This window comes from Sphaerimonospora thailandensis, from assembly GCF_016863115.1.
In the GTDB taxonomy this organism is placed as follows: Bacteria; Actinomycetota; Actinomycetes; order Streptosporangiales; family Streptosporangiaceae; genus Sphaerimonospora; species Sphaerimonospora cavernae.
This window is the reverse complement of the sequence record NZ_BOOG01000013.1, coordinates 1-26,811: the sequence shown is the minus strand read 5'-3', so window position 1 is coordinate 26,811 and position 26,811 is coordinate 1. Positions and strand designations below refer to the sequence as shown.

Genomic DNA, 26,811 nt, shown 5'->3' with positions numbered 1-26,811 from the left:
ACGTGGATGCCCGCAACGAGATCGGCCAGCGAATCGCCCGGGCGCGTCGCCGCCGCGGCCTCTCTCAGTCGGTCCTAGCTGGATTGATCGGTCGTTCAGAGAGCTGGCTCAGCCAGGTCGAGCGGGGCCAGAGATCTGTGGACAACCACTCGGTGATCAATGCTCTGGTGGGGGCCCTCGGCTTGACGGTTGACGAGCTCACGATGAGGAAGACGGAGGCGGCCACGCGCTACCAGGCGGCATCCGAGATCCGGCGGGCGATGATGGGCTATGACGGCCTTGCCTCATTGATCGACCCGCGCCATGTGGAAGGTGCGCCGGAAAGCCTCGCATGGCTTCGCCACGAGGTCCGTAAGGTCAACTGGCTCTACCAGGCCACGCGGTACGACGAGACAGGCAGGCGACTGCCGCGGCTTATTGTCGCGACCGAACTGGGCAGCCGTCACGCACCCGCCGCGCAACGAAGGGCATATCACACGCTCCGCGCGCTGACCTACCATTGCACTGCCACGACCTTGCGAAGGGTTGGGGAGGCCGAACTCGCCTGGATGGCCGCCGACCGCTCCCTGTCAGCCGCCCAAGACGCCGAACGATCGCTCCTAGCCGCCGTCAGCGCCTACCGGCTCGGTTATGTGTTCGTCCGGCTCGGCGAGGCGGATAAGGCGATGCACTTGGTCCAACGAGCGGCAGACGCCCTCGGACTTTCGACCAAGAAGTCGGACCCACGGGCCTTGTCGATCATCGGGGCGCTTCACCTGGGAGCCGTCACTGCTGCCGCCTCCCGATACGACCACGCGGCGGTGGCGTCCTTCCTGGCAAAGGCCCGCAATATCGCCGCAATCATCGGGGACGATCGCAACGACTTCTGGACGGCCTTCGGGCTAGCCAACGTCATCATCCACGAGGTGTCGGCAGCCGTGGAGTACGGCGACGCGCGACAGGCTATCAGCAGAGGCGAGAGTCTCAACATCGCCGTTCTCGCGCCCGGCCTGGTCGGGCGCCGCGCCCAAATCCATCTCGATCTGGCGCGGGCGTACGCATTGCAGCGCAAAGACGCCGCCTCGGTCAACATGCTGCTCCAAGCTGAGCGGCTCTCCTCCCAGCTCGTGCGGTACGGCACACGGCCTCGCGATCTGCTGACGCAGCTTCTCAAACGCGAGCATCGGGCGAGCACCCCCGAACTCCGGGGCCTGGCCCGCCGGGCCGGGATCACCTGACCCGCATTCCAGTACGGGTTCTTTACCTTCACAGCCGTACGGCACCCGCGTTCGCAAACTTCCTACGGTTCCCCTTGCTGTCATCAGCAGTTCCGCTGGCGGGAAGGGGAATCCAAGCGATGCCAGGCAACGTGACGGTCGGCAGGAGTGCCGCGGTGAGTGCTGAGACGTTCGGATCTCCTGGTTCTGAGGCGGGGAGCGGCGGACAGAGCCGATCCGCCGACACGACGCCGCCCTGCCAGGAAGGGTGGAAGGTCTGGCACAGCGATGCCGGTCGGCTGTGGGCGACGCGCACACGCCCCTTCAGACCGGACGAGGAGCGGGCCGGGGCCTACCGAACCGTCGATGCCGACACCGACGAGCAGTTGGCCGCGCTGATCACCGAGCAAGAGCGCCGTGCGGAGTCGGTCCAGTGAGCCGACTGATGATCGGCCCACTGAGCGGCGAGATCCTCGGTCGACCCGGTCTGGAGGCGGGGGAACGGCGGGCGGAGGCGATCCAGTGCATCCTGGCCGGGACGACGATAGCCGAGGTGCGCACGGCGCTCGGTCTGGACGCCGCCGACGAGCGCGCGGTGGCCGATCATGTGCGGAAGGCGAGCCCGTGGATGGCGGTGGTCACGCTCGACCCCGGTGATCCCGACGACTGGGGCGACTGCCCCGGCATCTCCCCACATCCCGGCCCGCCGCTGCCGGGCCGTACCGAACTGTTCTGGTGCGGTGAGGTCCCCGGGCTGGGGCGGGTGGTGGAGCACACCTGCCTCTGCATCATGACCGAATACGAACTGCTTTCCTACGGCGGCACCTACCGCATCCGCCGCACCACCATCCCTCGGGCCGGGGTGCCGACGGTGTCGTTTACCGGCGGATGGCGGCGGCCGGAGGCCTACGAGTGGTGGTTCCGCCTGCTGACCGGGCAGGCCCGATGAGCCGCCCTGCCGGTTGTCGTTGGCCACGGGCCGGCAGGGGCAGGCGGGCCACCCACCCGGCACCGAGGCTTGACGGCACGCACCGCATAACCCGGGTGCCTGCCTGCCTTCCCCGTCAGACTGGCAACAGGTAAGGAGAGTAGTGCTGATGAAATTGAGTGATCTTCTCGCCGGATACGAGCACCGGGTGCTGCAAGGCGACCCAGGGGCGGCCGACATCAGGGCCTGCATCGCATATGACTCGCGGCGAATGACCGCAGGGTCGATGTACATCGCCATGCGGGGTTCCCGCACGGACGGTCACCGGTTCGTGGGTGACGCCGTCGTGCGCGGCGCGGTGGCGGTGATGGTCGATCACGAGATCGAAGACAGCATGCCGTCGCAGGTGTGTGTTGTCCAGGTGGCGGACACGCGCGCGGCGGCCCCGGTGGTGGCATCCCGGTACTTCGGTGAGCCTTCGCGCGAGATGGATGTAGTGGCCGTCACCGGAACCAACGGCAAGACATCCGTGTCGTACATGATGGAATCGGCACTTCGAACAGCGGTGCGAGCGAGGGTGGGCGTGATCGGCACCGATGGGTGCCGCGTCGCCCACGAGTCGATCAGGATCGACACGACCACTCCCACGACTCCGGAGGCCGTGGAGCTTCACCACATCTTGCGCTGCATGCGGGACCGGGGCGCGGACACGGTGGTCATGGAAGCCTCGTCCATGGCGCTGATGCTGCGCCGCGTCGATCACACCGATATCAAGGTGGGCGTGTTCACCAACCTGACGCCGGATCACCTGGACAACCACGGCAGCATGGAGCAGTACAAGCAGGCCAAGCTGCTGCTGTTCCGGATGTGTCACCAGGCGGTGGCCAATGCCGACGACCCGGTCAGCGCGGACATCGCCGCCCTGATGCCGAGGGCGGTGACGACGTTCGGCCTGGATGACGCCGAGGCCGATTTCCGGGCCGGCGACCTGGTGGTGGAGCCGACCGGCACACGCTTCGTCCTCCATCACGACGGACGCCGGTACCAAGCGGAAGTACCCATTCCGGGAAGGTTCGCAGTGTACAACGCCCTGGCCACGGTGGCGACCTGTCATCTGCTGGGCCACGATCTGGACGCCGTCATCGGCGCTTTGGCGGCACTGCCGCCGATCCCCGGACGATTCGAGCACTTCCGGACTCCCAAGGGCGTGTCCGTGGTGGTGGACTACGCGCATTCTCCCGACTCCCTTGAGAAGGTGCTGTCGACAATCCGCGGGTTCGCCCGCCGCCGTGTCATCACGGTCTTCGGCTGCGGCGGGGACCGGGATAGGACCAAGCGAGCACCGATGGGCGAGATCGCCCAGAAACACTCGGACTTCGTGGTGGTCACCAGCGACAATCCCCGCAACGAGGACCCTGAGGCCATCATCGATCAGATCATGCTCGGCATGCATGCGACCAGCGCCCAAGTCCAACGGATCACCGACCGACGGGCTGCCATCGAACGAGGCCTGGCTGTGGCCGATCCCGGCGACATCGTGCTGGTCGCCGGTAAGGGAGCCGAGAAATACCAGATCATCGGTGACCAGACCGTGCACTTCGACGACATGGAGACCGTGCGGCAACTGGCTGCGAAGCCAGCCAACTGACCACGTACCAAACGAATCATGGACTGGACACCGAGTGCCTGTCCTATCTCACTGTGGAAGACCTGCTCGCCTACGCCGATGCCACTATCACGATCCACGACATCGACCGGCTGCGGCACCTGGCAGAAGACCGACGGCGAACGTACGCGGCCCAAGCCTGTGTGCACCTGCCCGATGTGATCATCAGCACCTATGACATCGACATCATCACCAGTCAGCACGCAGCGAACTTCATCACCGACCAGAAGGTCACCGCCCCCGCCGTCCACGTCACCCGGTCTCAGCCGGCCGGATCCATCGACCTGGCCGGGCGCATCGTCCTGACTACGAACGCCGATCCGGGCTTCGAGTACCTGTTCTGCCGGGGCATCGCCGGTCTCGTTACCCAATACGGCGGAATGGCCTCTCACATGTCGATCAGGTGCATGGAAACGGGCACCCCGGCGGCGATCGGGTGCGGGCCGGACACGTTCGCCCACCTGTCCCGCGCACACACCATCACCCTCGACTGCGCACAGCAATTGATCACCCCCGTAGGCTGAGGTCGGCCATGACCTGAGACCGATCAGTGTGGATCCCCGCCCGCTCACGTGGGCCGGGGCCTGGTCATGGACAGCACATTGAGGATCTCGTCGAGTTGCTCCTCGGTCAGCGTGCCGTCGGCGACGTGACCTCGCTCGATCACAGCCTCCTTGATCGTCTTCCGCTCGCGCAGCGCCCGCTTGGCGATCTCGGCCGCCTCCTCGTAGCCCACATGGCGGTTCAACGGGGTGACGATGGCCGGCGACGTCTCCGCGTACTCCCGCATCCGGTCCTCGTTGGCCCTGATCCCGGCCACACATCTGTCGGCGAGCAGCCGTGAGACGTTCGCCAGCAGCCGGATCGACTCCAGCAGGTTGCGCGCCATCACCGGCAGCATCGCGTTGAGCTCGAACGCGCCGCCGGCCCCCGCCATGGTGATCGCCGCATCGTTGCCCACCACCTGCGCGACCACCATCGTGACGGCCTCCGGGATCACCGGGTTGACCTTTCCCGGCATGATCGACGACCCCGGCTGGAGGTCGGGCAGATTGATCTCGGCGAGCCCCGCGCGTGGCCCCGACCCCATCCATCGCAGATCATTAGCGATCTTGTTCATTGACACCGCGATCACCTTCAGCATCCCGGACAGTTCCACCAGGCCGTCTCGCGCGCCCTGCGCCTCGAAGTGGTCGCGCGCCTCGGTGAACGGCAGGCCGGTCGTGCGGCTCAGCTCCGCCACGACCGCCGCCGCCCAGCCTGGCCCCGGCACGTTGACGCCCGTGCCCACGGCCGTACCGCCCAGCGGCAGCTCGGCCAGGCGCGGCAGCGCCGCCTGGAGCCGTTCGATGCCCAGCTCGATCTGTGCGGCGTACCCGCCGAACTCCTGGCCCAGCGTGACCGGTGTGGCGTCCATCAGGTGGGTCCGGCCCGCCTTGACCACGTCGGCGAAATCGGAGGCCTTCTCCGCAAGCGTGGTCGCCAGGTGTTCGAGCGCGGGGGTGAGATCGTGCGTGACCGCCAACGTGGCCGCCACGTGGATGGACGACGGGAACACGTCGTTGGACGACTGTGCGGCGTTGACGTGATCGTTCGGGTGGACCGGGCGGCCGAGCCGTTCCTCGGCGAGCGTCGCGATCACCTCGTTGACGTTCATGTTGGACGAGGTGCCCGAACCCGTCTGGAAGACGTCCACCGGGAACTGGTCGTCCCACCGCCCCTCGACGATCTCGCCGGCGGCGTCCCGTACGGCCCTGGCCAGCTCGGCGTCGATGACGCCGTAGTCGGCGTTGACCTTCGCGCAGGCGGCCTTGATGCGGGCGAGGGCGGCGATGTGGGCCGGCTCCAGCCCCCGGCCGGACACCGGGAAGTTCTCCACCGCCCGCTGGGTCTGCGCCCGCCACTTGGCGCGGGCGGGAACCCGCACCTCGCCCATGGAGTCGTGTTCAACGCGGAATTCGCCCATGAACCACTCCTATCAGGAGCCGACGCCGAGGACACCGACGCCCGGCCCGAATGGGGCACGCCCCAAGGATCTCCGTCTCAGTGCAGACGGGTGGCGACCGCCCGGCGAAGCCGTACCGCGAGCCGCCTGAGCTTCGACGGCGCGGCGCCGCGAACGCGCCCGGCGCGGAGCACGTCCACCTGACCTGCGCGGCTCACCGCCAGGCCGAACCGCAGGTCTGCCTCCTTCTGGTCGATCCGCAGGCTGGGCCGCCAGACCCCGGGCCCGAGGCAGTCCTCACCCCCCACCCGGCTCACGGGCACCTTCGTGATGAGCTGGCCGGCGACGCGCCCCGGAATCCCGGGCTCGACGAGCGCGGGCACCGCCATGGACCGGCCGCGTCCGTCCTGCTCACGGAGCACCAACTCCACCGTGGGACCTCCGCTCGGCGGCACGTACGGCACGGGCACGACCACGAAGGCGTGCCCGCCCTGCCGCGCCACCGCCGCCATGGACGAGACCAGCGCGATGGACTCGGAGAACGAACCCGGTTGCACGCGGACGCCCAGCTCGCCCCGTTCGGACCAGCATGGCGTCACCAGCCTCCTGGGCTCGCCGGCGAGCACGCCCGCGCAGGTCGTCACCGCGTCGGGGCGGGCGATCCGGGCACGGCCGGGATGGACGCCGCGCATCCGCACGTGAACCTCCCACATGCCCGGCGGCAGCGGCCGGCCCATGGCCGCCGACCCCACGTCGAGCCGCGCCTCCCCACTCGCCCAGACCCGCACCCGGCCCTTGACCGAGGCACGCCCGACCGTGCTCGCCGCCGGAAGGAGGTACGTCACGCCGGTCTCGGGGTCGCGGACGTAGACCTCCATGCGGACCCTGCCCACCGCCCCGGTGACGTCCACGAGGTCGGGAGCGGTCAGCCCCTTGATCGGCGCCGGAGGCGTCCACAGCAGGCGGTCGTCCTGCTCACGGAACCATATGGGGCCGCCGTCGGCCTGGAGGATCTCCACGCTCAGGTCGAGCACGAGCGTGCCGCGGTCCCAGCGCAGGTCCCGCAGCTCGGCGCTCAGCCGGGCGCCGTGCGATGCCTCGGCGAGCTCGACGAGCGACTCCGGCCGGTCCTGGCGCAGCAGCGCCACCCGTGCCCGCGGACGCACCGGCAGATGCGCGTCGAGGTTCTCCGGGATCCGGTCCAGGGTCAGGCGCCGCAGGAACGAGAACAGGATCGCCCGCTCGTCCGGGGCGGCGGTGAGGAAGCGGGTCCCGCCGAGGCGGCGCAGCCCCAGCACGCGGTACCAGTGCGCGTAGATCCGGTCACGCTGCGCCCCCGGCTCGGTGTGTGCGTCGACGACGTCGAAGACCGCGTTGAGGCCTTCGAACAGCGCCTCGGCGTCCAGCGTCTCCTCCTCGGCGGGGTCCACGTGGCAGCAGACCTCTTCGGCGAGCACCGCGATCACCTTCGCCGACAGGTAGGCCCTGGTCGTGAAGAGCTGATCCGACAGCGGCCGGTCGAGGAAGCGCAGTTGCTGGGATTCCAGGAACTCACGACTGAGCAGCTTGTGCGCCGTCGGCAGCGCGAGGAGATGGTCGCGCAGGATGTCGGCACGGAACCGGTTCGCCGCGAACGCCGGCCGCGGCGGACGGTTGCGCCGCGAGCCGCTGCGTGGAGCGTTGCCTGGGGCGCCGCGTGGAGCGCCGCGTGGGGCGCCGCGTGGGGCGTCGGCCAGCCTGCCGACCAGCACATCGGCGTCGGCGTCCACCGCCATGTCGTGCATCCGCTCCAGCGCGTACGGCTCCAGCCTGTCGCACTGGTTCATCAGGTAGACGTACTCGCCCCGCGCGACCGACAGTCCCACGTTGCGCCCCCGCACGGGCGAGCCGCTGTGATCGAGGTGCAGGACGCGGACGTTCGACCGGTGCTCGGCGACCGCGTCCAGCCGCCGCCGCGTCCCGTCCGTGGATCCGTCGTCCGCGAAGATCACCTCATAGTCTTCCGGCGGCAGCGACTGCTCCAGGAGCGAACGCACGCACGCGCCGAAGGCGTCGTTCTCGAGCCCGGGATTGGACACGGGCACTACCACGCTGACCTTCACACCCATGAGGCCAAGCGTGCAGTGCGGACCGCTGAGATCCCGTCAGCTTGCCGAAAGGACGAACAACCCTGACCAGAGTTTCGCGCGCGGCCCGGAGTCGGCTAGTACCAGCCGACGCGCTGGGAGTGGGACCAGGCTCCGCAGGGCGTCTTGTAGCGACCGGCGATGTAGCCCAGGCCCCATTTGATCTGGGTGGCGGCACTTGTCTGCCAGTCCGACCCGGCGCTGGCCATCTTGCTGCCGGGCAGCGCCTGCGGGATGCCGTACGCACCGCTGTAGCGGTTCATCGCCCGCTCGTTCCAGTGGCTCTCCCTGTCCCACAGGCGTTCCAGGCAGCCCCACTCGCCGCCGGCCCAACCGCGGGCCGCGGCCATCTCCTTGCCGAGCGCCTTGTTGCTACCGGGATTGGGAGTGGAGCCGGGCGGGAAGTCCGCCGGCTCGAATCCCCCTCCGCCCGGCGCCTTCGGCGCGATCTTCACGGGGTCGAGGCCGCCGTCGGTGTGCTCGCTCCGCAGCTCCTTCTGCCGTTGCTTTCTGAGCGCCTGTACGGCCGCCGCCTTGAGCGCGTCGTTCTCCGGGTTGGCCGCATAGGGGTCGGCGGCCAGCATGTCCTGGGGGGTGAGCGGCGTACGGGGGGCGTTGGCGTTCTCCATGGCCGTACGGACGAGGAAGACGGTGCCGCCGGTGACGCACGCGACCGTGAGACCCATGATGATCAGCCGTTTGGGGGTGAGCCGGCTCCCACCCGAGCCACTGGAACGTCCGCCAAGACCCGAGCCGTCGGAGCCGCCCCTCCGGCCTGCCGCACGCCGCGAACGGGCACGGGACGGTCGGGTGGGGTCCTTCAGGCGCTGACCAGAGCTCACGGCCTATGAGCTTGCCCTGTCTTGGGAGGTGTTGCGACCCAAACCTGGTAACCGTTTGGTGTTTCCTTGACCCTGTCCCCGCGTTACATGGACTTTCGGGAAACTGTGATATTCCTCACATCACCGGCACACGCCCCGGTTCCAGTCGATGGCCACACTCCCGACAACAGCGTGGTCCATGTTCGTACCGTTGGCGTACAGACTGCTTTACAAGTTCGGGACAACTTGGGAAAAACAACCTCAAGCGCACCATAATGACCGCGTGGCAGGCATCCTCCTGGTCGAAGACGACCCCTCGGTCCGAGCCGGGCTCGAGCTGGCGCTCACCCGGCAGGGGCACTCGATCACCGCGTACGCCACGGGCGAGGAGGCGCTCGACCACATCCGGGCCCGGCGGCCCGAAATCGTCATCCTCGACGTCATGCTGCCGGGCATCGACGGCGTCGAGGTCTGCCGCCGGATCCGGCGGATCGACTCCGTGCCGGTCATCCTGCTCACCGCACGGGGCGACGATCTCGACGTGGTCGTGGGGCTGGAGGCGGGCGCCGACGACTACGTCGTCAAACCGGTGGAACCGCGGGTCCTGGACGCCCGCATCCGGGCGGTGCTGCGCCGTCTGGAGTTCGCCTCCGCCGACCGGGTCAGCTTCGGCGACCTCGTGATCGACCGCGGGGCGCTCAAGGTGAGCCTGGCCGGGCGGGAGATCCACCTCACTCCGACCGAGCTGCGCCTGCTGCTCGAACTCGTCCGCCATCCCGGCCAGGTGCTGAGCCGGCGCTACCTGCTGCGCGCGGTGTGGGATCACACGCACGTGGGCGACTCGCGGCTGGTGGACGCCTGCGTCCAACGGGTGCGCGCCAAGATCGAGCCCGTACCGGCCGATCCCGTCTTCATCCACACCGCACGCGGCTTCGGATACCGCTTCAGCCCGCCGTGACCTGGCTGCCGACCGGTCTCCGCGCCCGACTGGTGATCACTTTCACCCTGGTGGCGGTCACGGCCTCCTTCATGGTCGCGGGGCTCGGATATCAGCTCGTCCGGCGCGAGATCCTCGGCCGGGCCGAGCGCGTCGCCGTGGCCGGGGTGCGTGAGACGCTCTCCAAGACCACGCTGGTCGGCATCGGCGACGCCGTATGGCCGGACGGGCCCTCCGTGACCGGCGACGATCTGGCCGACCTGGTGTCCGCGCTGGCGGTCCCCGACCGTACGGCGATCATCACCTATGGCGCCCTGCGCCGTTCGAGCCCCGGCGCCCGGTTCACCATGGCCGACGTGCCCGGCCCGCTGATCATGCAGGCCACCCAGCGGATGGCCCACCAGCGGGTCCGGCTGCGGGAGGAACCCTGGTTGATCATCGCCACCCAGCTCCAGCGGAGCGGCCACAGCGGGGTCCCGTGGCCGACCGGGTTGACGGCCTACGTGTTCGTGCCGCTGGCCGACGAGGAGGGCACGCTGCTGCGCCTGCGCACGGCCCTCGCCCAGGCCGGGGGCATCACGCTGACCATCGCGCTGACCGTGGCGCTGCTGTCGGCGCGGGGAGTGCTGCGCCCGGTGCGCAGGCTGGGCGAGGCCGCCAGGGCACTGGGAGCCGGCGACCTGCGGGTGCGGCTTCCCGTACGGGGCGCGGACGAGTTGGCGGAACTGACCGCGACGTTCAACGAGACCGCCGCGGCGCTGGAACAGACCGTCTCGGAACTACGGACGCTGGAGTCGATGTCGAGACGGTTCGTCGCCGACGTCTCCCACGAGCTGCGCACTCCGCTGACCGCCATGACCGCGGTGACCGGGATGCTCGCCGAGGACGCCGACGATCTCCCTGATGACGTCGGCGAGGCCGTACGGATCATCATCCGCGAGACCAACCGGCTGCGCGTAATGGTCGAGCACCTGATCGAGATCAGCCGCTTCGACGCCGGCGCGGCGGTGCTCCGGCGGGAGACCGTGAACGTGGGCGACACGCTGGCCGACTGCCTCGAGGTGCGGGGCTGGACCGACCGGGTGGAGCTCACCGTGCCCGCCGGTCTCGCCTTCTCACTGGACGCTCGGAGGTTCGACGTGATCGTGGCCAACCTGGCCGGGAACGCGCTGCGCCACGGCGCGCCCCCGGTGCTGGTGAACGCCCGCCTCGTGCGGAGCACGCTGGAGATCACGATACGCGATCACGGCGCCGGCATCCCCGAAGCGGCGCTCCCCCACGTGTTCGACCGTTTCTTCAAGGCCGGAGCCGGCCGATCCAGGAGCGACGGCAGCGGACTCGGGCTGGCCATCGCCAAGGCCAACACGGAGCTGCACGACGGCACGATCACGGTGGAGCGCTGCGATCCCGGCACGCGTTTCACGGTACGGATTCCCCGGCCGCCGAGACCGATCGTCACATGATGCGCCTGCGCACCCGGCGGCGTTTCGTCGCCGCCATGCTCTCGGGACTGCTCGCGGCGCCGGTGGCCGCCTGCGGCGTGGAGCCCACGGAAGTGATCGACGCGGGGCCCGCACCGGTGATCAGCGACATGCCCGCCGCCGCCACGATCTACCTGGTCCGCGACGGCCGGCTGTGGCCGATGACGGTCGCCGCGGAGTCGCCGCAGCCGACCGACGTCATGACGGCCCTGTTCAAAGCGGAACGGCGAATGCCGAGGGGCGCGGCCACGGCGCTGTCCAGCCTCACGCTGACGCAGGTCCAGCTCGTGCGCAGCCCCCCGGACCCGGACCGCCGCAACGACCCGGACATCATCTACAGCCTGCACATGCGGGTGACCGTGAGCGGCTGGAAGATCTCCCGGATGGCGATGGCCCAGATCACCTGTACGGCTCGGCTCCGGCCGGAGATCTGGGCCGTGGAGGTCGTGCACGTCACTCCCGAGAGCACGGGCCGGCCGAAGACCCACACCTGCCGGGAGTTCTGGGATCTGAGCCCCAGGGCCGGCCGCCTCCCACCGTGACGGCCGGCCTGGAGCCGGATGTTACGGATCAGACCGTGATGTCCTCCAGCATCTCGGTCACCAGCGCGGCGATCGGCGACCGCTCGGACCTGGTCAGCGTGATGTGCGCGAAGAGCGGGTGGCCCTTCAGCTTCTCCACCACCGCGACCACACCGTCGTGGCGCCCCACGCGCAGGTTGTCACGCTGGGCGACATCGTGGGTGAGCACGACCCGGGAGTTGGCCCCGATCCGGGACAGCACGGTCAGCAGCACCCCGCGCTCCAGAGATTGGGCCTCGTCCACGATGACGAACGCGTCGTGCAGGGACCGGCCGCGGATGTGGGTCAGCGGGAGCACCTCCAGCATCCCGCGGTCCATGACCTCCTCGATGACCTCCGGACTGGTCACCGCGCCCAGGGTGTCGTAGACGGCCTGCGCCCACGGGCCCATCTTGTCGTTCTCCGTGCCGGGCAGGTAGCCGAGCTCCTGACCGCCGACGGCGAACAGCGGGCGGAAGACGATGACCTTGCGGTGCTGGCGACGCTCGAGCACGGCCTCCAGTCCGGCGCACAGTGCGAGCGCCGACTTGCCCGTGCCGGCCCGCCCGCCCAGGGACACGATGCCGACCTCGGGATCCATGAGCAGGTCGAGCGCGATCCGCTGCTCGGCCGACCGGCCGTGCACGCCGAAGACCTCCCGGTCGCCGCGCACCAGCCGTACGGACTTGTCCGGCAGGACACGGCCGAGCGCGGAACCGCGGCTGGACAGCAGCCGCAGCCCGGTGTGACAGGGCAGGTCGCGGGCCTCATCCAGCTCGGCCGTGCCGTTCTCGAACAGCGCCGCCAGATCCTCGCTGGTGACCTGGAGCTCGGCCATGCCCGTCCAGCCGGACTCGACGACCATTCCCGCGCGGTACTCCTCCGCGGCGAGGCCGATGGAGGCGGCCTTGACCCGCATCGGGAGATCCTTCGAAACCAGCACCACATCCCGGCCTTCGGCCGCCAGGTTCTGCGCGACCGTGAGAATGCGGGTGTCGTTGTCGCCCAGGCGGAATCCCGCCGGGAGGATCGACGGATCACTATGGTTGAGCTCGACCCGGATGGTCCCATCGCCTATCGGCATGGGCTCGTCCAGACGTCCGTACCGCACCCGCATGTCATCGAGGAAGCGGAGAGCCTCACGCGCGAAATACCCCAGTTCGGGGTGATGCCGCTTGGCCTCCAACTCGGTGATGACGACGATCGGGATGACGACCTCGTGCTCGTCGAAGCGGTTCATCGCCGCCGGGTCGGCGAGCAGGACCGAGGTGTCCAGAACGTAGGTGCGAGATGCGGACGGATTGCTCGAGGACACTGCCACGCGTTCTCCCCCGGGCGCCAGAGAGCGCCCTGCCTTGACTGGTGGTGAACGGACCGGGCCCGTGGCCTGCCCCGGAGGCGGGCCGGGATCCCGGCCCTCCTCGCTTTGTCATGGCGCAAGGACGGGCCCTCTCCCGAGGTAAGGGCCACCCATCCGAGCGGTGGCCGCTTACCTACCACGGTACGTAACGAATCCTCCGGACCCAATAGCCAAACGGTGCCCGAAAGGTGCCGTTCACGAAACGTTTCAGGAGCCGTACCGACGGTGACGCGCGGCGTACGAGCGGAGCGCCCGCAGGAAATCGACTCTGCGGAAGTCAGGCCAGTAGGCCTCGCAGAAGTAGAACTCGGAGTGGGCGCTCTGCCAGAGCAGGAATCCGGAGAGCCGCTGCTCTCCCGAGGTCCGGATGACGAGGTCCGGGTCGGGGAGGCCGCGCGTGTAGAGATGCTCCGCGATGTGCTCGACGTCGAGGACCTCGACGAGCTCCTCGATGCTCGCGCCCTTGCTGGCCTGCTCCTGGAGGAGGGAGCGCACCGCATCAGCGATCTCACGTCTTCCTCCATACCCAACCGCAACGTTCACAATCAGGCCAGGGCGGTGGGATGTGGTCTCTTTCGCCTGTTTGAGCACGCGAGCGGTGTGATCGGGCAGCAGGTCGAGCGAGCCCATCGGCTTGATGTGCCAGCCCTGCTCGACGAGATTCCGTACGAGACCCTCGATGACCTGGAGCAGGGGTTCGAGCTCCGACCTGTCCCTGGTCAGGTTGTCGGTGGACAGCAGCCACAGCGTCACGTACTCGACGCCGGCCTCCCGGCACCACACCAGCAGCTCTGAAATCTTGTCGGCGCCCTTCTGGTGCCCGCGGCTCACGTCGTCCAGGCCCATGGCGCGGGCCCACCGGCGATTGCCGTCCACGATCACTCCGACGTGCCGGGGGATCTGGGCCGGGGACAGCTTCCGTTCGAGCCTGCGCTCGTACAGCTTGTACACGAGATCGCGCACGCTCATGCCGTCCTCTTCCTCGCGGCCGGCCTCATCGTCGGGACCGGATGGGCTCGATCGTTCAATTATCGGGGGCATGACGAGGTGCCCGTTCCGTTGTTCCTGCACAACGCGCGGGGGCACCCGGCCGCGTCCGGCCGGATGCCCCGTCGTTCTCAACGCCGCGAACGTGATCAGCCCTGCTCGCCGAGCCGTTCCACGAGGGCGTGGTACTCGTCCCAGAGCTCCTTGGGCAGGTGGTCGCCGAAGGTCTCGAAGTGGGCCGGGATCAGCGAGGCCTCCTCCCGCCATACCTCGGGGTCGACGCTGAGCAGGATCTCGAGGTCTTCCCGGGCGACGTCGAGACCCTCGGTGTCCAGCTCCACCGGCAGGTTGCCGATCGCGGTCGGCACGGCCCGCGCCCTGCCGTTGAGCCGGTCGACGATCCATTTGAGCACGCGGCTGTTCTCGCCGAAGCCCGGCCACAGGAACCGGCCGCCGCCGTCCTTGCGGAACCAGTTGACGTAGTAGATCCGCGGCAGCCTCTCCGGGTCGGCCGCCCTGCCGACCTCCAGCCAGTGCCCGAAGTAGTCGCCCATGTTGTAACCGCAGAACGGCAGCATCGCGAACGGGTCGCGGCGCAGCTCGCCGACCTTGCCCTCGGCGGCCGCGGTCTTCTCCGAGGCCACGTTGGCGCCGAGGAACACGCCGTGCTGCCAGCTGAACGACTCGGTGACCAGCGGCACCGCGGTCGCCCTGCGGCCGCCGAACAGGATCGCCGAGATCGGCACGCCCGCCGGGTCCTGCCACTCGGGCGCGATGGTCGGGCACTGCTCGGCCGGGGTGGTGAACCGGGCGTTGGGGTGGGCGGCGGGTTCGGGCGAGTCCGGCGTCCAGGACCGGCCCTTCCAGTCGGTCAGGTGGGCGGGCGGCTCGTCGGTCAGGCCCTCCCACCACACGTCGCCGTCGTCGGTGAGCGCCACGTTGGTGAAGATGCTGTTGCCCCAGAGCGTCTGGATCGCGTTGGCGTTCGTGGACTGTCCGGTGCCCGGGGCCACCCCGAAGAAGCCGGCCTCGGGGTTGATGGCGTGCAGCCGCCCGTCCGGGCCGAAACGCATCCAGGCGATGTCGTCGCCGATCGTCTCGACCTGCCAGCCCGGGATCGTGGGCTGCAGCATGGCGAGGTTGGTCTTGCCGCAGGCCGACGGGAAGGCCGCCGCGACGTAGCGCGCCTCGCCCTCCGGGGGCGTCAGCTTCAGGATCAGCATGTGCTCGGCCAGCCAGCCCTCGTCGCGGGCCATCACGCTGGCGATCCGCAGCGCGTAGCACTTCTTGCCCAGCAGCGCGTTGCCGCCGTAGCCCGAGCCGTACGACCAGATTTCCCGGGTCTCCGGGAAGTGGCTGATGTATTTGGTCTGGCTGCACGGCCACGGCACATCCGCCTGGCCGGGCTCGAGCGGGGCGCCCACGGAGTGGACCGCCTTGACGAAGTCGCCGCGCTCCTCGATCAGGCGCAGCGCCTCGTCGCCCATCCGCGTCATGATCCGCATCGAGACCGCGACGTACGGCGAGTCCGTGATCTCCACGCCGAGCTGGGAGATCTCGCCGCCCAGGGGGCCCATGCAGAAGGGCACCACGTACATCGTCCGGCCGCGCATGCAGCCGTCGAAGAGCGCGTCGAACGTGCGGCGCATCTCGGCGGGAGCGACCCAGTTGTTGGTGGGGCCCGCGTCCTCCTCGCGCTCCGAGCAGATGAACGTCCGGTCCTCGACCCGGGCGACGTCACTGGGGTCGGAGGCCGCGTAGAAACTGTTCGGCCGCTTGGCCAGGCGCTTGAACGTGCCCTGCTCGACGAGCAGGTTGGTCAGGCGGGTCCATTCCGCCTCGGAGCCGTCGCACCAGTGGATCCGGTCGGGCCGGGTGAGCGCGGCGATCTGGTTGACCCAGGCGGCCAGTTCGGCGTGAGCGGTAGGTACGGGTATCTCTGTGGAAATGGACACGGGGACGGCTCCTCATTCTCGCAGGGCCAAATGATCATCAACGACGAATGGCCGTCCGGTCCAATTGGCGTAGACCATGCACTGCGGCGACACTTTCACACGCTAAATGGACGGCAATCGACGACCGTCCGGCCCGGCGGTTCGACCCTGCGACGCTGACCAGGCAGGACGGTGATGTGCGGGAAACCTTACCCACTTTGGCCACCTTCAAAGAAACGTCCCCTTTTCTCTACCCGCCTCCCGCGAGTTACACATTGGTATAGGCCATTGCCAATGGTCTAGGCCTTTTTTGGAATTGGTTCAGTCCAGCACGTCGGGGCCTGAGGCGCGGACCCGGTCCACATGCTGGAGCGCATCTCGCAGGTCAGCGAGCCAGGTGTCGGTGTGCCTGCCCACGAGCCTGACGCACCACGCCAGGGCATCGCTGCGGCTGCGGGCGACGCCCGCGGCGACCAGAGTGTCCAGCACCTGGCGCTCCGGCTGGCGCAGGCGGGTCATCACCGGCACCGAGAGCGTGGTGAACATCACTCTGTCGCCCTCGGCGACGACGCCCCAGGAGACCTTGCGGCGGAACCGGTGCTCGGCTTCGCGCGCGATGTCGATGCGACGTTCCCGGGTCTCCTCGCGGAACCGCTCGACGTACCCGGAGATGACGGCGGCGCGTTCCAGTTCGCCGATCCCGTCCGCCCCCACCGCCCCCTCCGCCACCGCCGTCGGCGGCAGCGTGCCGATGACGGTGATCTCCTCCCGGTCCAACGAGATCTCCGGCGGCCCGGTGAACCACTCGTCCGGCAACCGGTCGGCGAACCACCCTCGAAGCTGCGCGACTGCATCCATGTAATCGACATTACAACGCTGCATATCCCGTGGATATACATGCCGATCTGCCGCGAACAATCCGAAAGGACATGACACTCCCTATGATGATCCCCTTGCGACGAATCACCCCGGAGGGTCCTGTGTCCAAGCGAACCGCCGCGGCGGCCATCCCCCTGGTCTCCTGCCTCGCGCTGCAACCGGCCGCGGGCCCGGCCCATGCGGCCGCCGGGGATGCGGAGATAACGGTCGCGACCTGCTCGCCCTATCAGACGGTGACTCCCGCGAACGCGGATCGCTGCGGCGGCGACATGCTCGACGCGCTGTTCACCGGCCTGCTCGAGTACGTCCCCGGCACCTCCAAGTCGCGGTACGGCGTGGCGAAGTCGATCACCACCAGGGACAACCGGCGGTTCCGCGTCACGCTGCGCAGGGGCTGGAAGTTCCACGACGGCACCCCGGTCAGGGCGCGCAACTTCGTCGAGGCGTGGAACCTGGCGGCCTCCGCCAGGAATGGGGTGAACTCCTTCCTCTTCGGGGAGATCAAGGGGTACGGCAAGCGGAGGATGTCCGGCCTGAAGGTGACCGGCGACTACACGTTCACGATCGAGCTGACCAAGCCGTTCGGACCCTTCCTGGCGAAACTGGGCCATGTCGCGTTCTCCCCGCTGCCCGACTCCGCGCTGAAGAGCCCGGCGTCCCTCACCAGGAAGCCGGTCGGCAACGGCCCCTTCCGCGTAGTGAAATGGTCCCCTGACGGGGAGACCGTGGTCGAGCGGTTCGACGACTACGCCGGTACCGCCAAGCCGCACGTTTCGAAGATCACTTATCGGGCGTACCGGGACTACGAAGCCGCCTATCGTGATCTGCTCGCCGGCGACCTGGACTTCCTCGGCACCATCCCGTACTCCAAGGGCGGCCGGTACAAGGAGGACCTGGACGGCCGCGTCATCACCCGGCCGAACGGCGTCATCTCCGGCATCGGCCTTCCGCCGAAGATCGCGGCGAACTACGACGTCCGCAGGGCGATCTCGATGGCGATCGACCGAGAGGGCATCGCCAAGCGGCTCTGGAACGGCATGCGGGTCCCCGCGCGATCGTGGGTCCCGCCGACGGCCGAAGGCGCGCGGCGTGACAGCTGCGGGCAGGCCTGCATGTACGACCCCTCCGTCGCGCGCCGGATCCTGGCGCAGGCCAAGGCCAAGGGCGTCAGGCTGCCGGTGACCATCCCCCTCTACTACAACGCCGACGGCGGCCACCAGGAGACGGTGACCGCGATCGCGGCGAGCGTCAACCGGACGTTCAAGGGCGAGCTGAAGGTCGTACCGAAGGCGAAGCCCACGGTCATCGCGTTCATGAACGCGGCATCGGCCGGAAAGCTGAACGGCATGATCCGGATGAGCTGGGTGCTCGACTTCCCGCACATCCAGAACGTTCTTGGGCCGCTGTACTCGACGGGCAGCCCGTCCAACTACTGGCGCTATCGGAACCCGAGGTTCGACGCGCGGCTGAAGATCGCGGACCGGCAGGTGTCCCCCTCCCGCGCGCTCAAGCACTACATGATGGCCGAGACGATGCTCGCCCACGACCTGCCGTTCATCCCGCTGTGGAACGACCAGGACACGGCGGGCCATTCGAGTCGCGTCACGGCGGCGAAGCTGACGCCTTTCGGCTGGCTCGACCCCGTCTCGGTCAAGGCCGAATAGCGCACGGCGAGCAGATCAGGAGGCGGGTCAGCGGACGCGGGCGGAGACCGCGGGGCTGACCCGCACCACGCCCGCGAGGTTCTTCGTGTAGATCGGGGCGATCTTGACCACGTCGCCGGTGCGCGGGGCGTGCAGCATCTTCCCGTCACCCCAGTAGATCGCCACATGGGAGATGTAGCGGGGGTTGGTGGGGTCGTTGCGCCAGAACAGCAGGTCGCCGGGCCGGGCCTGGGAGAGCGAGATCTGCGGCCCCGTCGCCCACTGCTGCGCGGCCACCCTCGGCATCCGCACCCCCGCCTGCCGATAGGCCCACTGCACCAGCCCGGAGCAGTCGAAGCTGTTCGGCCCCTCCGCGCCCCAGGCGTAGGGACGGCCGACCTTGCCGACGGCGGCCCGCAGCGCGACCTGGAGTTGCTGCGACGACATGAACGCGCTCGCCGGCCAGGCGGTGCTGCCGCGCGGAGCGACCACCACCGGGTTGATCGTCGCGACCTGGCTGCCCTTGGGCAGGATCTTCAGCAGTCGCCTGCGCAGCTTCGCCGAGTCGACGTCGGGCGCGCTCACGACCATGGCGTTGCCCTCCGGGATGCCGAGTGACCTGGCGGTCCGCCGGGACACCATCGCGGCGATCGATCCCATCCCGACCGTGGCGTAGGCTCCGACGCGCATCCGCAGCCCGGCCCCGTCCACGGTCGAGCCGAGCTTCACGCCGCCGTCGTGACCCAGTTCGAACGACACCGCCACGTCCCCGGCCGCGACGTTCTGCCACAGCCCGTCGGAGCCCGCCGTCTTCGACGGGGTGTACGCGCGGAAGGTCGAGGGATCGACGCCCATCGTCTGCACCCGCTTGCCGTCGATGTGCACCTCGGCGGCGTCGGTCACCTCCGCCGCCTTCACGCCCTTCTGGCTTCGGACCCTGGCCACCACATCCGGCGCGAGCGGATGGGCGGACACCACGAAGAGATGCGGGCGGATCAGCTGCTTCAGCGGAGCCACCGGGTCGGCGGCGTCACCCCGCCCCGCGGCATCGTCCCCGGACTTCCCGGGCTCTCCGGACGGCTCGGGAGTGCCCGAGGCAGGCCGGTCGCCGGTCGCCCGCTCGGCCGCCGCGACGTACTGGCCGTGCCCGTACGCACGCCGTACGCCCGGTCCACCGGCCCGCGCCATCCCGCCGGGACCGTCCAGGCCGTCCATGCCGCCCAGACCGTCGAGCCGGACGAGGATCACGACATCGGCCAGCAGGATCGACACCAGGAGCACGGCGATGAGGGAGATGGTCCTGCGCAGCCCGACGGCCCGGCGCACCGGGTCGGCCGGGGTCCGCCCGGGGCGGACGAGAACCCGCGCTCGGCCGTGGTCGAGCACGAGCTCCCCCCTCTCCGCGGCCCCCGGAGCGTTCCGCCCGGGGTGATCCTGGTTCGTTCCAGGATGAGACTGCCGTAAGAGCCGGGAATCCCGCAATCCACGGGACTCCCGGCTCCTTGTCAGAAAGGGGGTTCTCAGCTACCTCAGTGGCTCAGTTGCCGACGTAGGGCACGGCCTCGAGGATCTCCACGGTGTTCTGCCTGCCGTTGGGCAGCGTGTAGGTCGCCTTCTCGCCGAGCTTCTTGCCGTTGATGGCGGATCCAAGGGGGGAGTTGGGCGAGTAGACGTCGATGGGGGAACCGCTCTCCTCGCGCGAGGCCAGCAGGAAGGTGACCTCCTCCTCGTCGCCGTCGAAGCGGACGGTGACGGTCATGCCGGGCCCGACGACGCCTTCGGTGCGGGGGGCCTCTCCGACCTTGGCGCTGTCGAGGATCTGGCGCAGATGGAAGATCCTGGCCTCCATCTTGCCCTGCTCGTCCTTGGCGGCGTGGTAACCGCCGTTCTCCCTGAGGTCACCCTCTTCCCGGGCGGCTTCGATCTTCTTGGCGATCTCGATGCGACCCGGGCCCGAAAGCTCTTCGTACTCCTTCTTGAGACGGTCGTACGCCTCTTGCGTCAGCCAGGTGACGTTTTCGTTCTGGGAGACGGCCACGGGCTCTCCTTGTTTCCGTAAGTGACTCGAAAGATGGGTCGTGTCCCCTCTGATACGCGGAGACCCTACCCGTCTTCGAACGCTTCCCAAAGATTCCACTATACGAGATCGCAGTAGTCGACATATACGGCTGTGGCCTGCGCACTCGTCCTCAGCCGTTCCCTGAAGGTCAGTTCTGCCTTACCCGCGGGAACGTCGATCATCCGGCTGCCGACCTCCATGTGCCCGGTGTCCAGCGCGCGCAGACGGCACGTCGCCGCCCGATCGGCGAGCTTGTGCACGGTGAACGTTATCTCCGCCGAATCGGCCGCACTCGCGTCGAAGGAGATCACCTGAGCCTTCACGAGAGGGTTGCCGCTGGCAGACATCATGACGTACCCCCAGCCGCCGGCCATGACGGCGACGATCAGGGCAATGACCAGATAGGTCGCGAAACCTCCGCGGCGCGGCGGGCGCGGCGGGAACTCGTCCGGTGTGCCGAGGATGGGCCGCTCCCCGGCTGCTTCCGTGGCCGCTCCCGTGGCCGCCCCGGCAGCGGCCTTGTCGCTGGGCATCGCGGAATCTCCCTGAAGTCTGTCGGTGTTGTGCGAGACGATCGTCTGGTGAGCCACGGCTGCCGCGGACCGGGCAGGATGCGGATCCGAAGCACAGGGCTCATTAGAAGCTAACCTCTTTTGCGGACCCAGCACACCATGAGGAGAGCCGTGAGTGCACCGTTGAAGCTGATGGCCGTGCACGCGCACCCCGACGACGAGTCGAGCAAGGGCGCGGCGACGATGGCCAGGTACGTCGCGGAGGGCGTGGAGGTCCTCGTCGTGACCTGTACCGGAGGTGAGCGCGGTTCGATCCTGAATCCGAAGATGGACCGGCCCGACATCCTGGAGAACATGGGAGAGGTCCGCCGGCAGGAGATGGCGAAGGCCCGCGAGATCCTCGGCGTCGAGCAGCGCTTCCTCGGTTTCGTCGACTCCGGGCTCCCCGAGGACGAGAACGAGCCGCTCCCCGAGGGCTGTTTCGCACTCCAACCCCTGGAGACCGCGTCGGCCCCCCTCGTCGCCGCCGTACGGGAGTTCCGTCCCCACGTGATCTTGACGTACGACGACAACGGCGGCTATCCGCACCCCGACCACATCCTGACGAACCGGGTGTCGATCGAGGCGTTCGAGGCGGCCGGGGACCCGGACCGCTACCCCGGCACCGGCGAGCCGTGGCAGCCGCTGAAGCTCTACTACCACATGGGCTTCACCCGCGAGCGCTTCGAGGCGCTGCACGACGCGATGACCGCGCGCGGGATCGGGTCGCCGTACGGCGACTGGATCGCCCGATGGGAGGACCGGCCGCAGAAGTGGGACGTCACGACCAGGGTGCCCTGCGCCGCCTACTTCGAGACCAGGGACCGCGCCCTGCTGGCGCACGCCACCCAGGTCGATCCGGACGGGTTCTGGTTCGTCTGCCCCCGCGAGGTCCAGGAGGAGGTCTGGCCGACCGAGGACTACCACCTCGCCAGGTCCCTGGTCGACACCGCGCTGCCCGAGGACGATCTGTTCACGGGGATCCACGCGGAGGTCGCGCCTACCTGCTCGTAAGCTGGACGGGTGGACTACACGAGTTACGGCCCGGGCACTCTCGCGTTCATCATCGTGGCCGGGATCGGTCTGGCCCTGTTCTTCCTGCTCAAGTCGATGAACAGGCAGATCGCCAAGATCCAACCGCCGGATGACGGGCACGAGAACGGCGCCCGCGTGAACGGCGGCGACAAATGATCCGAGAAGTGATCGAGGTCGCCGACAATCCAGAGGAATCGCGGTACGAGATCAGGGTGGACGGCGTCCTCGCGGGCTTCGCCGACTACCGGCCGAGGCCCGGGAGGATCGTGATCACCCACACGGAGATCGGCGAGGAGTTCGGGGGCAGGGGACTGGGCGGCACGCTCGTCCGCGAAGCCCTCGACTCCGCGCGGGCCGCCGGGCTCACGGTCACCCCGCTGTGCGGTTTCGTGGCCGAATACATCCGGCGTCACCCGGAATATCAGGAACTGGTGGCCGAACCCGGGGCTTGATCAACCGGGCTCTGCCGTCATCGCGTCGACCAGGCTCGCTCGAGGGCCTTGGGCAGCCCCCACCAGCCGAGCGAGGTCAGCACCTCCGCCTTGTCGACGATGCCGAGATGCGCCCACAGCGGCGTGACGGCCGTGAACAGCATCTCCGTCGCCTCCAGATCCTCCGGCTCATCGGGCTCGACGTCGACGTCCTCGGAGTCGGCGATGAACCTGGCGATCCGTTCGGGCGAGGCGAGCACGCCAGGGCCGTACCGGGTCAGCGTGATCACCGCGGCGAGCCAGTCGGCGTGATTGATGGCGCACAGCGAGGCCAGGATCGAGTCCTCGTGGCTGAGCTCGCGGTCCAGGTCGAAGAACCGGACGGCGTCCTCCTCGTCCGGGAGATCGGAGATGGGGGCGGCGATCCCGGCGGCGACGATGAGCCACAGCTCCTCGTCGGACTCGGGCAGCGCACCCGCATCCGGAATGCCGCCCGCCGGCAGATCCTCATCCAGGCCCGCCACCGCGCGCAGAACGTTGCCCGGATAGCCCGGGCGGGTAAGCGTGACGCGCAGCCTCGCCACGGCCGACCGCAGATCGGCCGCCGGGAACGGCGGCTCCGGCAGGTCCTCCAGCACCCGGCGCAGCTCGCTCAGCGCGAAGGCCTCCTCCTCATCCCAGGCGGCGAAGAGCTCCCGGTCCTGCTCGTCGTTGACCGCGACGTTCGGCACGCGGCCGTCGGGAAGCGGTGTGCCGAGCCAGCGTTCCTGGAGTTCCTCGTACGCGTTCCGCGCCTCGGGTTCTCCGGCTGCCAGCGCGTCCGCGTCGATCTCGCCGGCCGCCAGCCGTTCCTCCAGGAACGCCACGAGTCGCTCGTACATCTCGGTGGCCACCGGCCCGCGCTCGTCCTCTTCCGGCCAGAGGAAGTAGCTGCGGGTCAGCATGATCGGCTCGGTCCCGCTGGCCTCCAGCCAGTGCCGCACCTGACCCACCGTGGCGCTACCGGACTCGATCTGCGTGAGGATCGTCTTGGCGGACTCCCAGAACACGACCGACAGCGGGTTGCCCGCCGCGACGAGCTCGCGGCGTAGGTCGGGAAGGGAGACCAGGGCCTGCCCCGAGGGCACGGCCAACAGCGCCCGCGCCACGTCCCGCCGGGTCAGCGCGGACGGCGCACGTCCCGAATGTCTCACGGCGAAGTCCAGATCCAGCCCCACGCTCAGTGAGCCTACGCCCGCCGCCACCGGAACACATCCCCCCGGTCCCCCCGGACGCCTCTCGCCCTCGTAAGGGAACGATCACCCCCACTTTGCCCTCGGCCGTACGACTCGTAGATCGCGAGAACGACCAACAGTCCATCATCCTGCGGCCTGAGAAAGGTCTGCGAGTTCGACATCACGGCCGTACTCTGATGGGGAGCCAAGGAGGGTGATATGAGCGCTCAGCCTGTTCACGGGCACAGGTATGACCGTCCAAGGGTCCCACGCACCATCGGTGGGATCTCCGGCGCCCTGCGCGGCGCTCGCCGAGCCCAGTTCTTCGCCGAACTGCTTGAGGCCGAACAGGGACCGGAACTGAACAACGTACTGACCACGTGGTGGGGGCGCGCGATGCTCGACACCGACCCCGATCGTGACCGCGTACACGAGGCCGCAGAGGCCGGAACGCTGCCTGTGACGACCATGGACGAAGTAATCCGCCGCCGTCAGAGGCTCATTGCTTCATGACAGAGGATGACGACGATCTCTGGCCGGTCATTCCCTCCGAGATCGTGGCCGACACCCTCGCCGATCCCGCCGTTTCCGCTGACGTCTTCTCCACGGTGGTCGCACTGACAGTGGCGATCTGTGAGAACCCGTGGCTGCCGGAGAGCGATCAAGTCGGTGTCGATCCAGACTGGCGGGAGATCCCCATCCCGAACGGGTACGGCATCGCCGAGTATCGGATCGGCAAAGCCGATCACCACGTGATCTTGACTCGTGTGGTGCTGTTCTGACACGAAGGGACTGGCCCTTCCCCGCTTTGCCCTCGGCCGTACGGCTCACGCAGACTGAAGAAGTCACTACCGCGCACGCCGGAGAGGATGATCCGAGTGAACCGGCTGAAGGACGCGACAAGTCCCTACCTGCTGCAGCACGCGGACAACCCGGTCGACTGGTTCGCCTGGGGTGAGGATGCGTTCGAGGAGGCCCGGCGGCGCGACGTCCCGCTGCTGATCAGTGTGGGCTACTCGGCATGCCACTGGTGTCACGTCATGGCGCACGAGTCGTTCGAGGACGAGGCGACGGCTCGGCTCATGAACGAGCTGTTCGTCAACGTGAAGGTCGACCGCGAGGAGCGACCCGACGTCGACGCCGTCTACATGGCGGCCACGCAGGCGATGACCGGGCAGGGCGGCTGGCCGATGACCGTGTTCGCCACCCCCGACGGGCATCCGTTCTACACCGGGACGTACTTCCCCAGGCCGCACTTCCAGCGGCTGCTCCAGGGGGTCGCCCAGGCCTGGCGGGAGGACCGCCAGGGCGTGCTCGCGCAGGGCTCCAAGGTGGTGGAGGCCCTGGGCGAGCGCTCCGGGCTGCCCTCCGGTCCGCTGCCCGACGCGCGGCTGCTGGGCCTCGCCGTACGGAACCTCGCGGAGAGCTTCGACGAGCGGCGTGGCGGCTTCGGCGGTGCGCCCAAGTTTCCGCCGTCGATGGTCCTGGAGTTCCTGCTCCGGCACGACACCGACGACGCCACGGCCATGGTCGGCAAGACCATGGAGGCGATGGCCAGGGGCGGCGTCTACGACCAGCTCGGCGGCGGCTTCGCCCGTTATTCGGTGGACGCCGAGTGGCGCGTCCCGCACTTCGAGAAGATGCTCTACGACAACGCCCTGCTGCTGCGGGTCTACGCCCACTGGTGGCGGTCGACCGGCTCGCCGCTCGCGCGGCGGATCGCGCTGGAGACCGCCGACTGGCTGCTGCGCGAGATGCGCACGCCTGAGGGCGGCTTCGCCTCGGCGCTGGACGCCGACAGCGCCGACCCCGACAGCTCCGGTCCCGACGGCGGGCACGGCGAGGGGCTGTTCTACATCTGGACGCCCGGTCAGCTCCGGGAGGTGCTCGGGGACGAGGACGGCGCCTGGGCCGCCGCGCTGTTCGAGGTCACGGCGGCCGGCACGTTCGAGCACGGGACGTCCGTGCTCCAACTTCTCGCCGACCCCGATGACGCCGCCCGGTTCGACCGGGTCCGTACGGCGCTGCTCGCCGCACGTGAGCGGCGGCCCCGGCCGGGACGGGACGACAAGGTGGTCGCCGCGTGGAACGGCCTGACGATCGCCGCGCTGGCCGAGGCGGGCGCGCTGTTCGAGCGCCCCGACCTGATCGACGCCGCACGCGGAGCGGCCGAGCTACTCGCCGAACTGCACTTCAAGGCCGAAAGCGCGGTGCCGCGCCACCCGGATCAGGGCCCAGATCAGGGTCCGCAACAGGGCCTGGCGCGAGGAGGCGTGCGGCTGCTGCGGACCTCGCGCGACGGGCGGCCGGGGACCAACGCGGGCGTGCTGGAGGATTACGCGAACGTCGCCGAGGGGTTCATCACCCTCTACGGCGTGACCGGCGGGACGCGCTGGCTCCACGCGGCGGGCGACCTGCTGGAGACCGTGCTCACCAATTTCCCGGACGGTTCGGGGGGCTTCTTCGACGTGCCCGACGACGGCGAGCGACTGTTCCAGCGGCCACAGGATCCGACGGACAACGCTTCGCCGTCGGGTCAGTTCGGGGCGGCGGGGGCATTGTTGTCGTACGCCGCGCTGACGGGTTCGGCGCGGCACCGGGAGGCGGCCGAGGCGGCGCTCGGCGCGGTCTCCGTGCTCGCCGAGAAGTACGCCCGGTTCGCCGGCTGGGGTCTCGCCGTGGCCGAGGCCGCGCGGTACGGCCCGGCCGAGGTGGCGATCGTCGGCCCGCCCGGCGACCCGAGGACCGAGGCCCTGCACCGTGCCGCCCTGATGGCGACCACCCCCGGCCTGGTCATCGCCTCGGGCTCACCATTGGACGGCGCGGTCGACGTTCCGCTCCTGGAGGGACGCGGGATGATCGACGGTGAGCCCGCGGCGTACGTCTGCCGCCGGTTCACCTGCCGCGCCCCCGTCACCTCCCCCGCCGACCTCCGCGCCGAGCTCGCCCGCTGAGCACGCGGCGGCGGTGCGACCCGGAGCGGCCACCAAAGCGTGCGTTACTCATTGTGCTTGTAATGTAACGTTCAGTTTTATGCCGTCCCCCCAGCACGACACAC

26 protein-coding genes are annotated in these 26,811 nt (G+C 69.0%); 15 read left to right on the top strand and 11 right to left on the bottom strand.

The window, feature by feature from the left end; genetic code table 11:
• Positions 1 to 2 precede the first annotated feature (2 nt).
• From Mth01_RS07205 to Mth01_RS07185, 5 genes are all read left to right on the top strand, one after another.
• The gene (locus tag Mth01_RS07205; RefSeq protein ID WP_239089446.1) at positions 3 to 1,217 is read left to right on the top strand and encodes a helix-turn-helix domain-containing protein; all 1,215 of its coding nucleotides are present in this window, start codon (positions 3 to 5) and stop codon (positions 1,215 to 1,217) included.
• Positions 1,218 to 1,372: 155 nt separating this feature from the next.
• On the top strand, positions 1,373 to 1,633 hold the full coding sequence (locus tag Mth01_RS07200) for a hypothetical protein (RefSeq protein ID WP_204013351.1): 261 nt from the start codon (positions 1,373 to 1,375) through the stop codon (positions 1,631 to 1,633).
• Positions 1,630 to 2,145, top strand: coding sequence for a hypothetical protein (locus Mth01_RS07195; protein WP_204013349.1), 516 nt, complete (start codon positions 1,630 to 1,632; stop codon positions 2,143 to 2,145). Before Mth01_RS07200 ends, Mth01_RS07195 begins: the two co-directional genes overlap by 4 nt.
• 148 nt (positions 2,146 to 2,293) lie before the next feature.
• Positions 2,294 to 3,772 carry a UDP-N-acetylmuramoyl-L-alanyl-D-glutamate--2,6-diaminopimelate ligase gene (locus Mth01_RS07190; protein ID WP_204013346.1) on the top strand — a complete coding sequence of 493 codons (1,479 nt, stop codon included), beginning with the start codon at positions 2,294 to 2,296 and terminating at the stop codon, positions 3,770 to 3,772.
• 53 nt (positions 3,773 to 3,825) lie between these two features.
• The gene (locus tag Mth01_RS07185) at positions 3,826 to 4,314 is read left to right on the top strand and encodes a PEP-utilizing enzyme (RefSeq protein ID WP_204013343.1); all 489 of its coding nucleotides are present in this window, start codon (positions 3,826 to 3,828) and stop codon (positions 4,312 to 4,314) included.
• A gap of 44 nt (positions 4,315 to 4,358) precedes the next feature.
• On the opposite strand, the gene Mth01_RS07180 is transcribed toward Mth01_RS07185, so the two are convergent.
• From Mth01_RS07180 to Mth01_RS07170, 3 genes are all read right to left on the bottom strand, one after another.
• Entirely contained in the window at positions 4,359 to 5,756 is a 1,398-nt protein-coding gene (locus tag Mth01_RS07180) for a class II fumarate hydratase (protein WP_204013340.1), read from the bottom strand.
• 77 nt (positions 5,757 to 5,833) lie between these two features.
• Positions 5,834 to 7,843 carry a glycosyltransferase family 2 protein gene (locus Mth01_RS07175; RefSeq protein ID WP_204013336.1) on the bottom strand — a complete coding sequence of 670 codons (2,010 nt, stop codon included), beginning with the start codon at positions 7,841 to 7,843 and terminating at the stop codon, positions 5,834 to 5,836.
• Between the two features lie 95 nt (positions 7,844 to 7,938).
• Positions 7,939 to 8,547, bottom strand: coding sequence for an aggregation-promoting factor C-terminal-like domain-containing protein (locus Mth01_RS07170; RefSeq protein WP_204013332.1), 609 nt, complete (start codon positions 8,545 to 8,547; stop codon positions 7,939 to 7,941).
• 418 nt (positions 8,548 to 8,965) lie between these two features.
• On the opposite strand from Mth01_RS07170, the gene Mth01_RS07165 reads away from it, so the two are divergent.
• The 3 genes from Mth01_RS07165 to Mth01_RS07155 are packed head-to-tail and all read left to right on the top strand — an operon-like array spanning position 8,966 to position 11,642.
• On the top strand, positions 8,966 to 9,640 hold the full coding sequence (locus tag Mth01_RS07165; protein WP_204013329.1) for a response regulator transcription factor: 675 nt from the start codon (positions 8,966 to 8,968) through the stop codon (positions 9,638 to 9,640).
• On the top strand, positions 9,637 to 11,082 hold the full coding sequence (locus tag Mth01_RS07160) for a sensor histidine kinase (RefSeq protein ID WP_239089444.1): 1,446 nt from the start codon (positions 9,637 to 9,639) through the stop codon (positions 11,080 to 11,082). Before Mth01_RS07165 ends, Mth01_RS07160 begins: the two co-directional genes overlap by 4 nt.
• A complete protein-coding gene (locus tag Mth01_RS07155; protein ID WP_204013326.1) occupies positions 11,082 to 11,642 on the top strand; it encodes a hypothetical protein in 561 nt (186 codons plus the stop codon). The genes Mth01_RS07160 and Mth01_RS07155 overlap by 1 nt, the downstream gene beginning before the upstream one ends.
• Before the next feature lie 28 nt (positions 11,643 to 11,670).
• Here Mth01_RS07155 and Mth01_RS07150 read toward each other — a convergent pair whose 3' ends face one another.
• The 4 genes from Mth01_RS07150 to Mth01_RS07135 all read right to left on the bottom strand — a co-directional run bounded on the left by Mth01_RS07150 (position 11,671) and on the right by Mth01_RS07135 (position 16,799).
• Positions 11,671 to 12,981: a PhoH family protein gene (locus Mth01_RS07150; protein WP_275408898.1), complete on the bottom strand. Its 1,311-nt coding sequence runs from the start codon at positions 12,979 to 12,981 to the stop codon at positions 11,671 to 11,673.
• A 246-nt stretch (positions 12,982 to 13,227) separates the two neighbouring features.
• On the bottom strand, positions 13,228 to 13,989 hold the full coding sequence (locus Mth01_RS07145) for an isoprenyl transferase (RefSeq protein WP_204013324.1): 762 nt from the start codon (positions 13,987 to 13,989) through the stop codon (positions 13,228 to 13,230).
• A 167-nt stretch (positions 13,990 to 14,156) separates the two neighbouring features.
• A complete protein-coding gene (locus Mth01_RS07140; protein ID WP_407695924.1) occupies positions 14,157 to 15,962 on the bottom strand; it encodes a phosphoenolpyruvate carboxykinase (GTP) in 1,806 nt (601 codons plus the stop codon).
• Positions 15,963 to 16,262: 300 nt separating this feature from the next.
• Positions 16,263 to 16,799: a hypothetical protein gene (locus tag Mth01_RS07135; protein WP_204013322.1), complete on the bottom strand. Its 537-nt coding sequence runs from the start codon at positions 16,797 to 16,799 to the stop codon at positions 16,263 to 16,265.
• A gap of 122 nt (positions 16,800 to 16,921) precedes the next feature.
• Here Mth01_RS07135 and Mth01_RS07130 point away from each other — a divergent pair, with 122 nt between their 5' ends.
• Entirely contained in the window at positions 16,922 to 18,484 is a 1,563-nt protein-coding gene (locus tag Mth01_RS07130) for an ABC transporter substrate-binding protein (protein ID WP_204013320.1), read from the top strand.
• A 27-nt stretch (positions 18,485 to 18,511) separates the two neighbouring features.
• Here the strand turns inward: Mth01_RS07130 and Mth01_RS07125 are convergent, their stop codons facing one another.
• From Mth01_RS07125 to Mth01_RS07115, 3 genes are all read right to left on the bottom strand, one after another.
• The gene (locus Mth01_RS07125) at positions 18,512 to 19,849 is read right to left on the bottom strand and encodes a C40 family peptidase (RefSeq protein WP_239089443.1); all 1,338 of its coding nucleotides are present in this window, start codon (positions 19,847 to 19,849) and stop codon (positions 18,512 to 18,514) included.
• Between the two features lie 151 nt (positions 19,850 to 20,000).
• Positions 20,001 to 20,501 (bottom strand): transcription elongation factor GreA, encoded by a 501-nt coding sequence (gene greA / locus Mth01_RS07120; protein WP_204013318.1) that lies wholly within the window; start codon positions 20,499 to 20,501, stop codon positions 20,001 to 20,003.
• A gap of 98 nt (positions 20,502 to 20,599) precedes the next feature.
• Complete coding sequence (locus Mth01_RS07115; protein WP_204013316.1) at positions 20,600 to 21,055, bottom strand: DUF4307 domain-containing protein; 456 nt, start codon at positions 21,053 to 21,055, stop codon at positions 20,600 to 20,602.
• Positions 21,056 to 21,205: 150 nt separating this feature from the next.
• Here Mth01_RS07115 and mca point away from each other — a divergent pair, with 150 nt between their 5' ends.
• The 3 genes from mca to Mth01_RS07100 are packed head-to-tail and all read left to right on the top strand — an operon-like array spanning position 21,206 to position 22,560.
• Positions 21,206 to 22,087 (top strand): mycothiol conjugate amidase Mca, encoded by an 882-nt coding sequence (mca, locus tag Mth01_RS07110; protein WP_204013313.1) that lies wholly within the window; start codon positions 21,206 to 21,208, stop codon positions 22,085 to 22,087.
• Positions 22,088 to 22,096: 9 nt separating this feature from the next.
• Positions 22,097 to 22,264 (top strand): hypothetical protein, encoded by a 168-nt coding sequence (locus Mth01_RS07105; RefSeq protein WP_204013310.1) that lies wholly within the window; start codon positions 22,097 to 22,099, stop codon positions 22,262 to 22,264.
• Positions 22,261 to 22,560: a GNAT family N-acetyltransferase gene (locus Mth01_RS07100; protein ID WP_204013307.1), complete on the top strand. Its 300-nt coding sequence runs from the start codon at positions 22,261 to 22,263 to the stop codon at positions 22,558 to 22,560. The genes Mth01_RS07105 and Mth01_RS07100 overlap by 4 nt, the downstream gene beginning before the upstream one ends.
• A 17-nt stretch (positions 22,561 to 22,577) precedes the next feature.
• Here Mth01_RS07100 and Mth01_RS07095 read toward each other — a convergent pair whose 3' ends face one another.
• The gene (locus tag Mth01_RS07095; protein ID WP_239089442.1) at positions 22,578 to 23,756 is read right to left on the bottom strand and encodes a hypothetical protein; all 1,179 of its coding nucleotides are present in this window, start codon (positions 23,754 to 23,756) and stop codon (positions 22,578 to 22,580) included.
• A 216-nt stretch (positions 23,757 to 23,972) separates the two neighbouring features.
• Here Mth01_RS07095 and Mth01_RS07090 point away from each other — a divergent pair, with 216 nt between their 5' ends.
• The 3 genes from Mth01_RS07090 to Mth01_RS07080 all read left to right on the top strand — a co-directional run bounded on the left by Mth01_RS07090 (position 23,973) and on the right by Mth01_RS07080 (position 26,707).
• A complete protein-coding gene (locus Mth01_RS07090; RefSeq protein ID WP_204013304.1) occupies positions 23,973 to 24,266 on the top strand; it encodes a hypothetical protein in 294 nt (97 codons plus the stop codon).
• Positions 24,263 to 24,535, top strand: a complete 273-nt coding sequence (locus tag Mth01_RS07085) for a hypothetical protein (RefSeq protein WP_204013302.1) — start codon at positions 24,263 to 24,265, stop codon at positions 24,533 to 24,535. Before Mth01_RS07090 ends, Mth01_RS07085 begins: the two co-directional genes overlap by 4 nt.
• Positions 24,536 to 24,622: 87 nt before the next feature.
• Positions 24,623 to 26,707, top strand: a complete 2,085-nt coding sequence (locus Mth01_RS07080) for a thioredoxin domain-containing protein (protein WP_204013300.1) — start codon at positions 24,623 to 24,625, stop codon at positions 26,705 to 26,707.
• Positions 26,708 to 26,811: the final 104 nt, after the last annotated feature.

Bases quoted from the DNA above. Each gene is read 5' to 3' on its own strand.
- Mth01_RS07090 (WP_204013304.1), top strand. From the start codon at position 23,973: ATGAGCGCTCAGCCTGTTCACGGGCACAGGTATGACCGTCCAAGGGTC.
- Mth01_RS07115 (WP_204013316.1), bottom strand. From the start codon at position 21,055: ATGCCCAGCGACAAGGCCGCTGCCGGGGCGGCCACGGGAGCGGCCACG.
- Mth01_RS07175 (WP_204013336.1), bottom strand. From the start codon at position 7,843: ATGGGTGTGAAGGTCAGCGTGGTAGTGCCCGTGTCCAATCCCGGGCTC.
- Mth01_RS07145 (WP_204013324.1), bottom strand. From the start codon at position 13,989: ATGAGCGTGCGCGATCTCGTGTACAAGCTGTACGAGCGCAGGCTCGAA.
- Mth01_RS07190 (WP_204013346.1), top strand. From the start codon at position 2,294: ATGAAATTGAGTGATCTTCTCGCCGGATACGAGCACCGGGTGCTGCAA.
- Mth01_RS07100 (WP_204013307.1), top strand. From the start codon at position 22,261: ATGATCCGAGAAGTGATCGAGGTCGCCGACAATCCAGAGGAATCGCGG.
- Mth01_RS07180 (WP_204013340.1), bottom strand. From the start codon at position 5,756: ATGGGCGAATTCCGCGTTGAACACGACTCCATGGGCGAGGTGCGGGTT.
- Mth01_RS07085 (WP_204013302.1), top strand. From the start codon at position 24,263: ATGACAGAGGATGACGACGATCTCTGGCCGGTCATTCCCTCCGAGATC.
- Mth01_RS07155 (WP_204013326.1), top strand. From the start codon at position 11,082: ATGCGCCTGCGCACCCGGCGGCGTTTCGTCGCCGCCATGCTCTCGGGA.
- Mth01_RS07135 (WP_204013322.1), bottom strand. From the start codon at position 16,799: ATGGATGCAGTCGCGCAGCTTCGAGGGTGGTTCGCCGACCGGTTGCCG.
- Mth01_RS07080 (WP_204013300.1), top strand. From the start codon at position 24,623: ATGATCCGAGTGAACCGGCTGAAGGACGCGACAAGTCCCTACCTGCTG.
- Mth01_RS07170 (WP_204013332.1), bottom strand. From the start codon at position 8,547: ATGGGTCTCACGGTCGCGTGCGTCACCGGCGGCACCGTCTTCCTCGTC.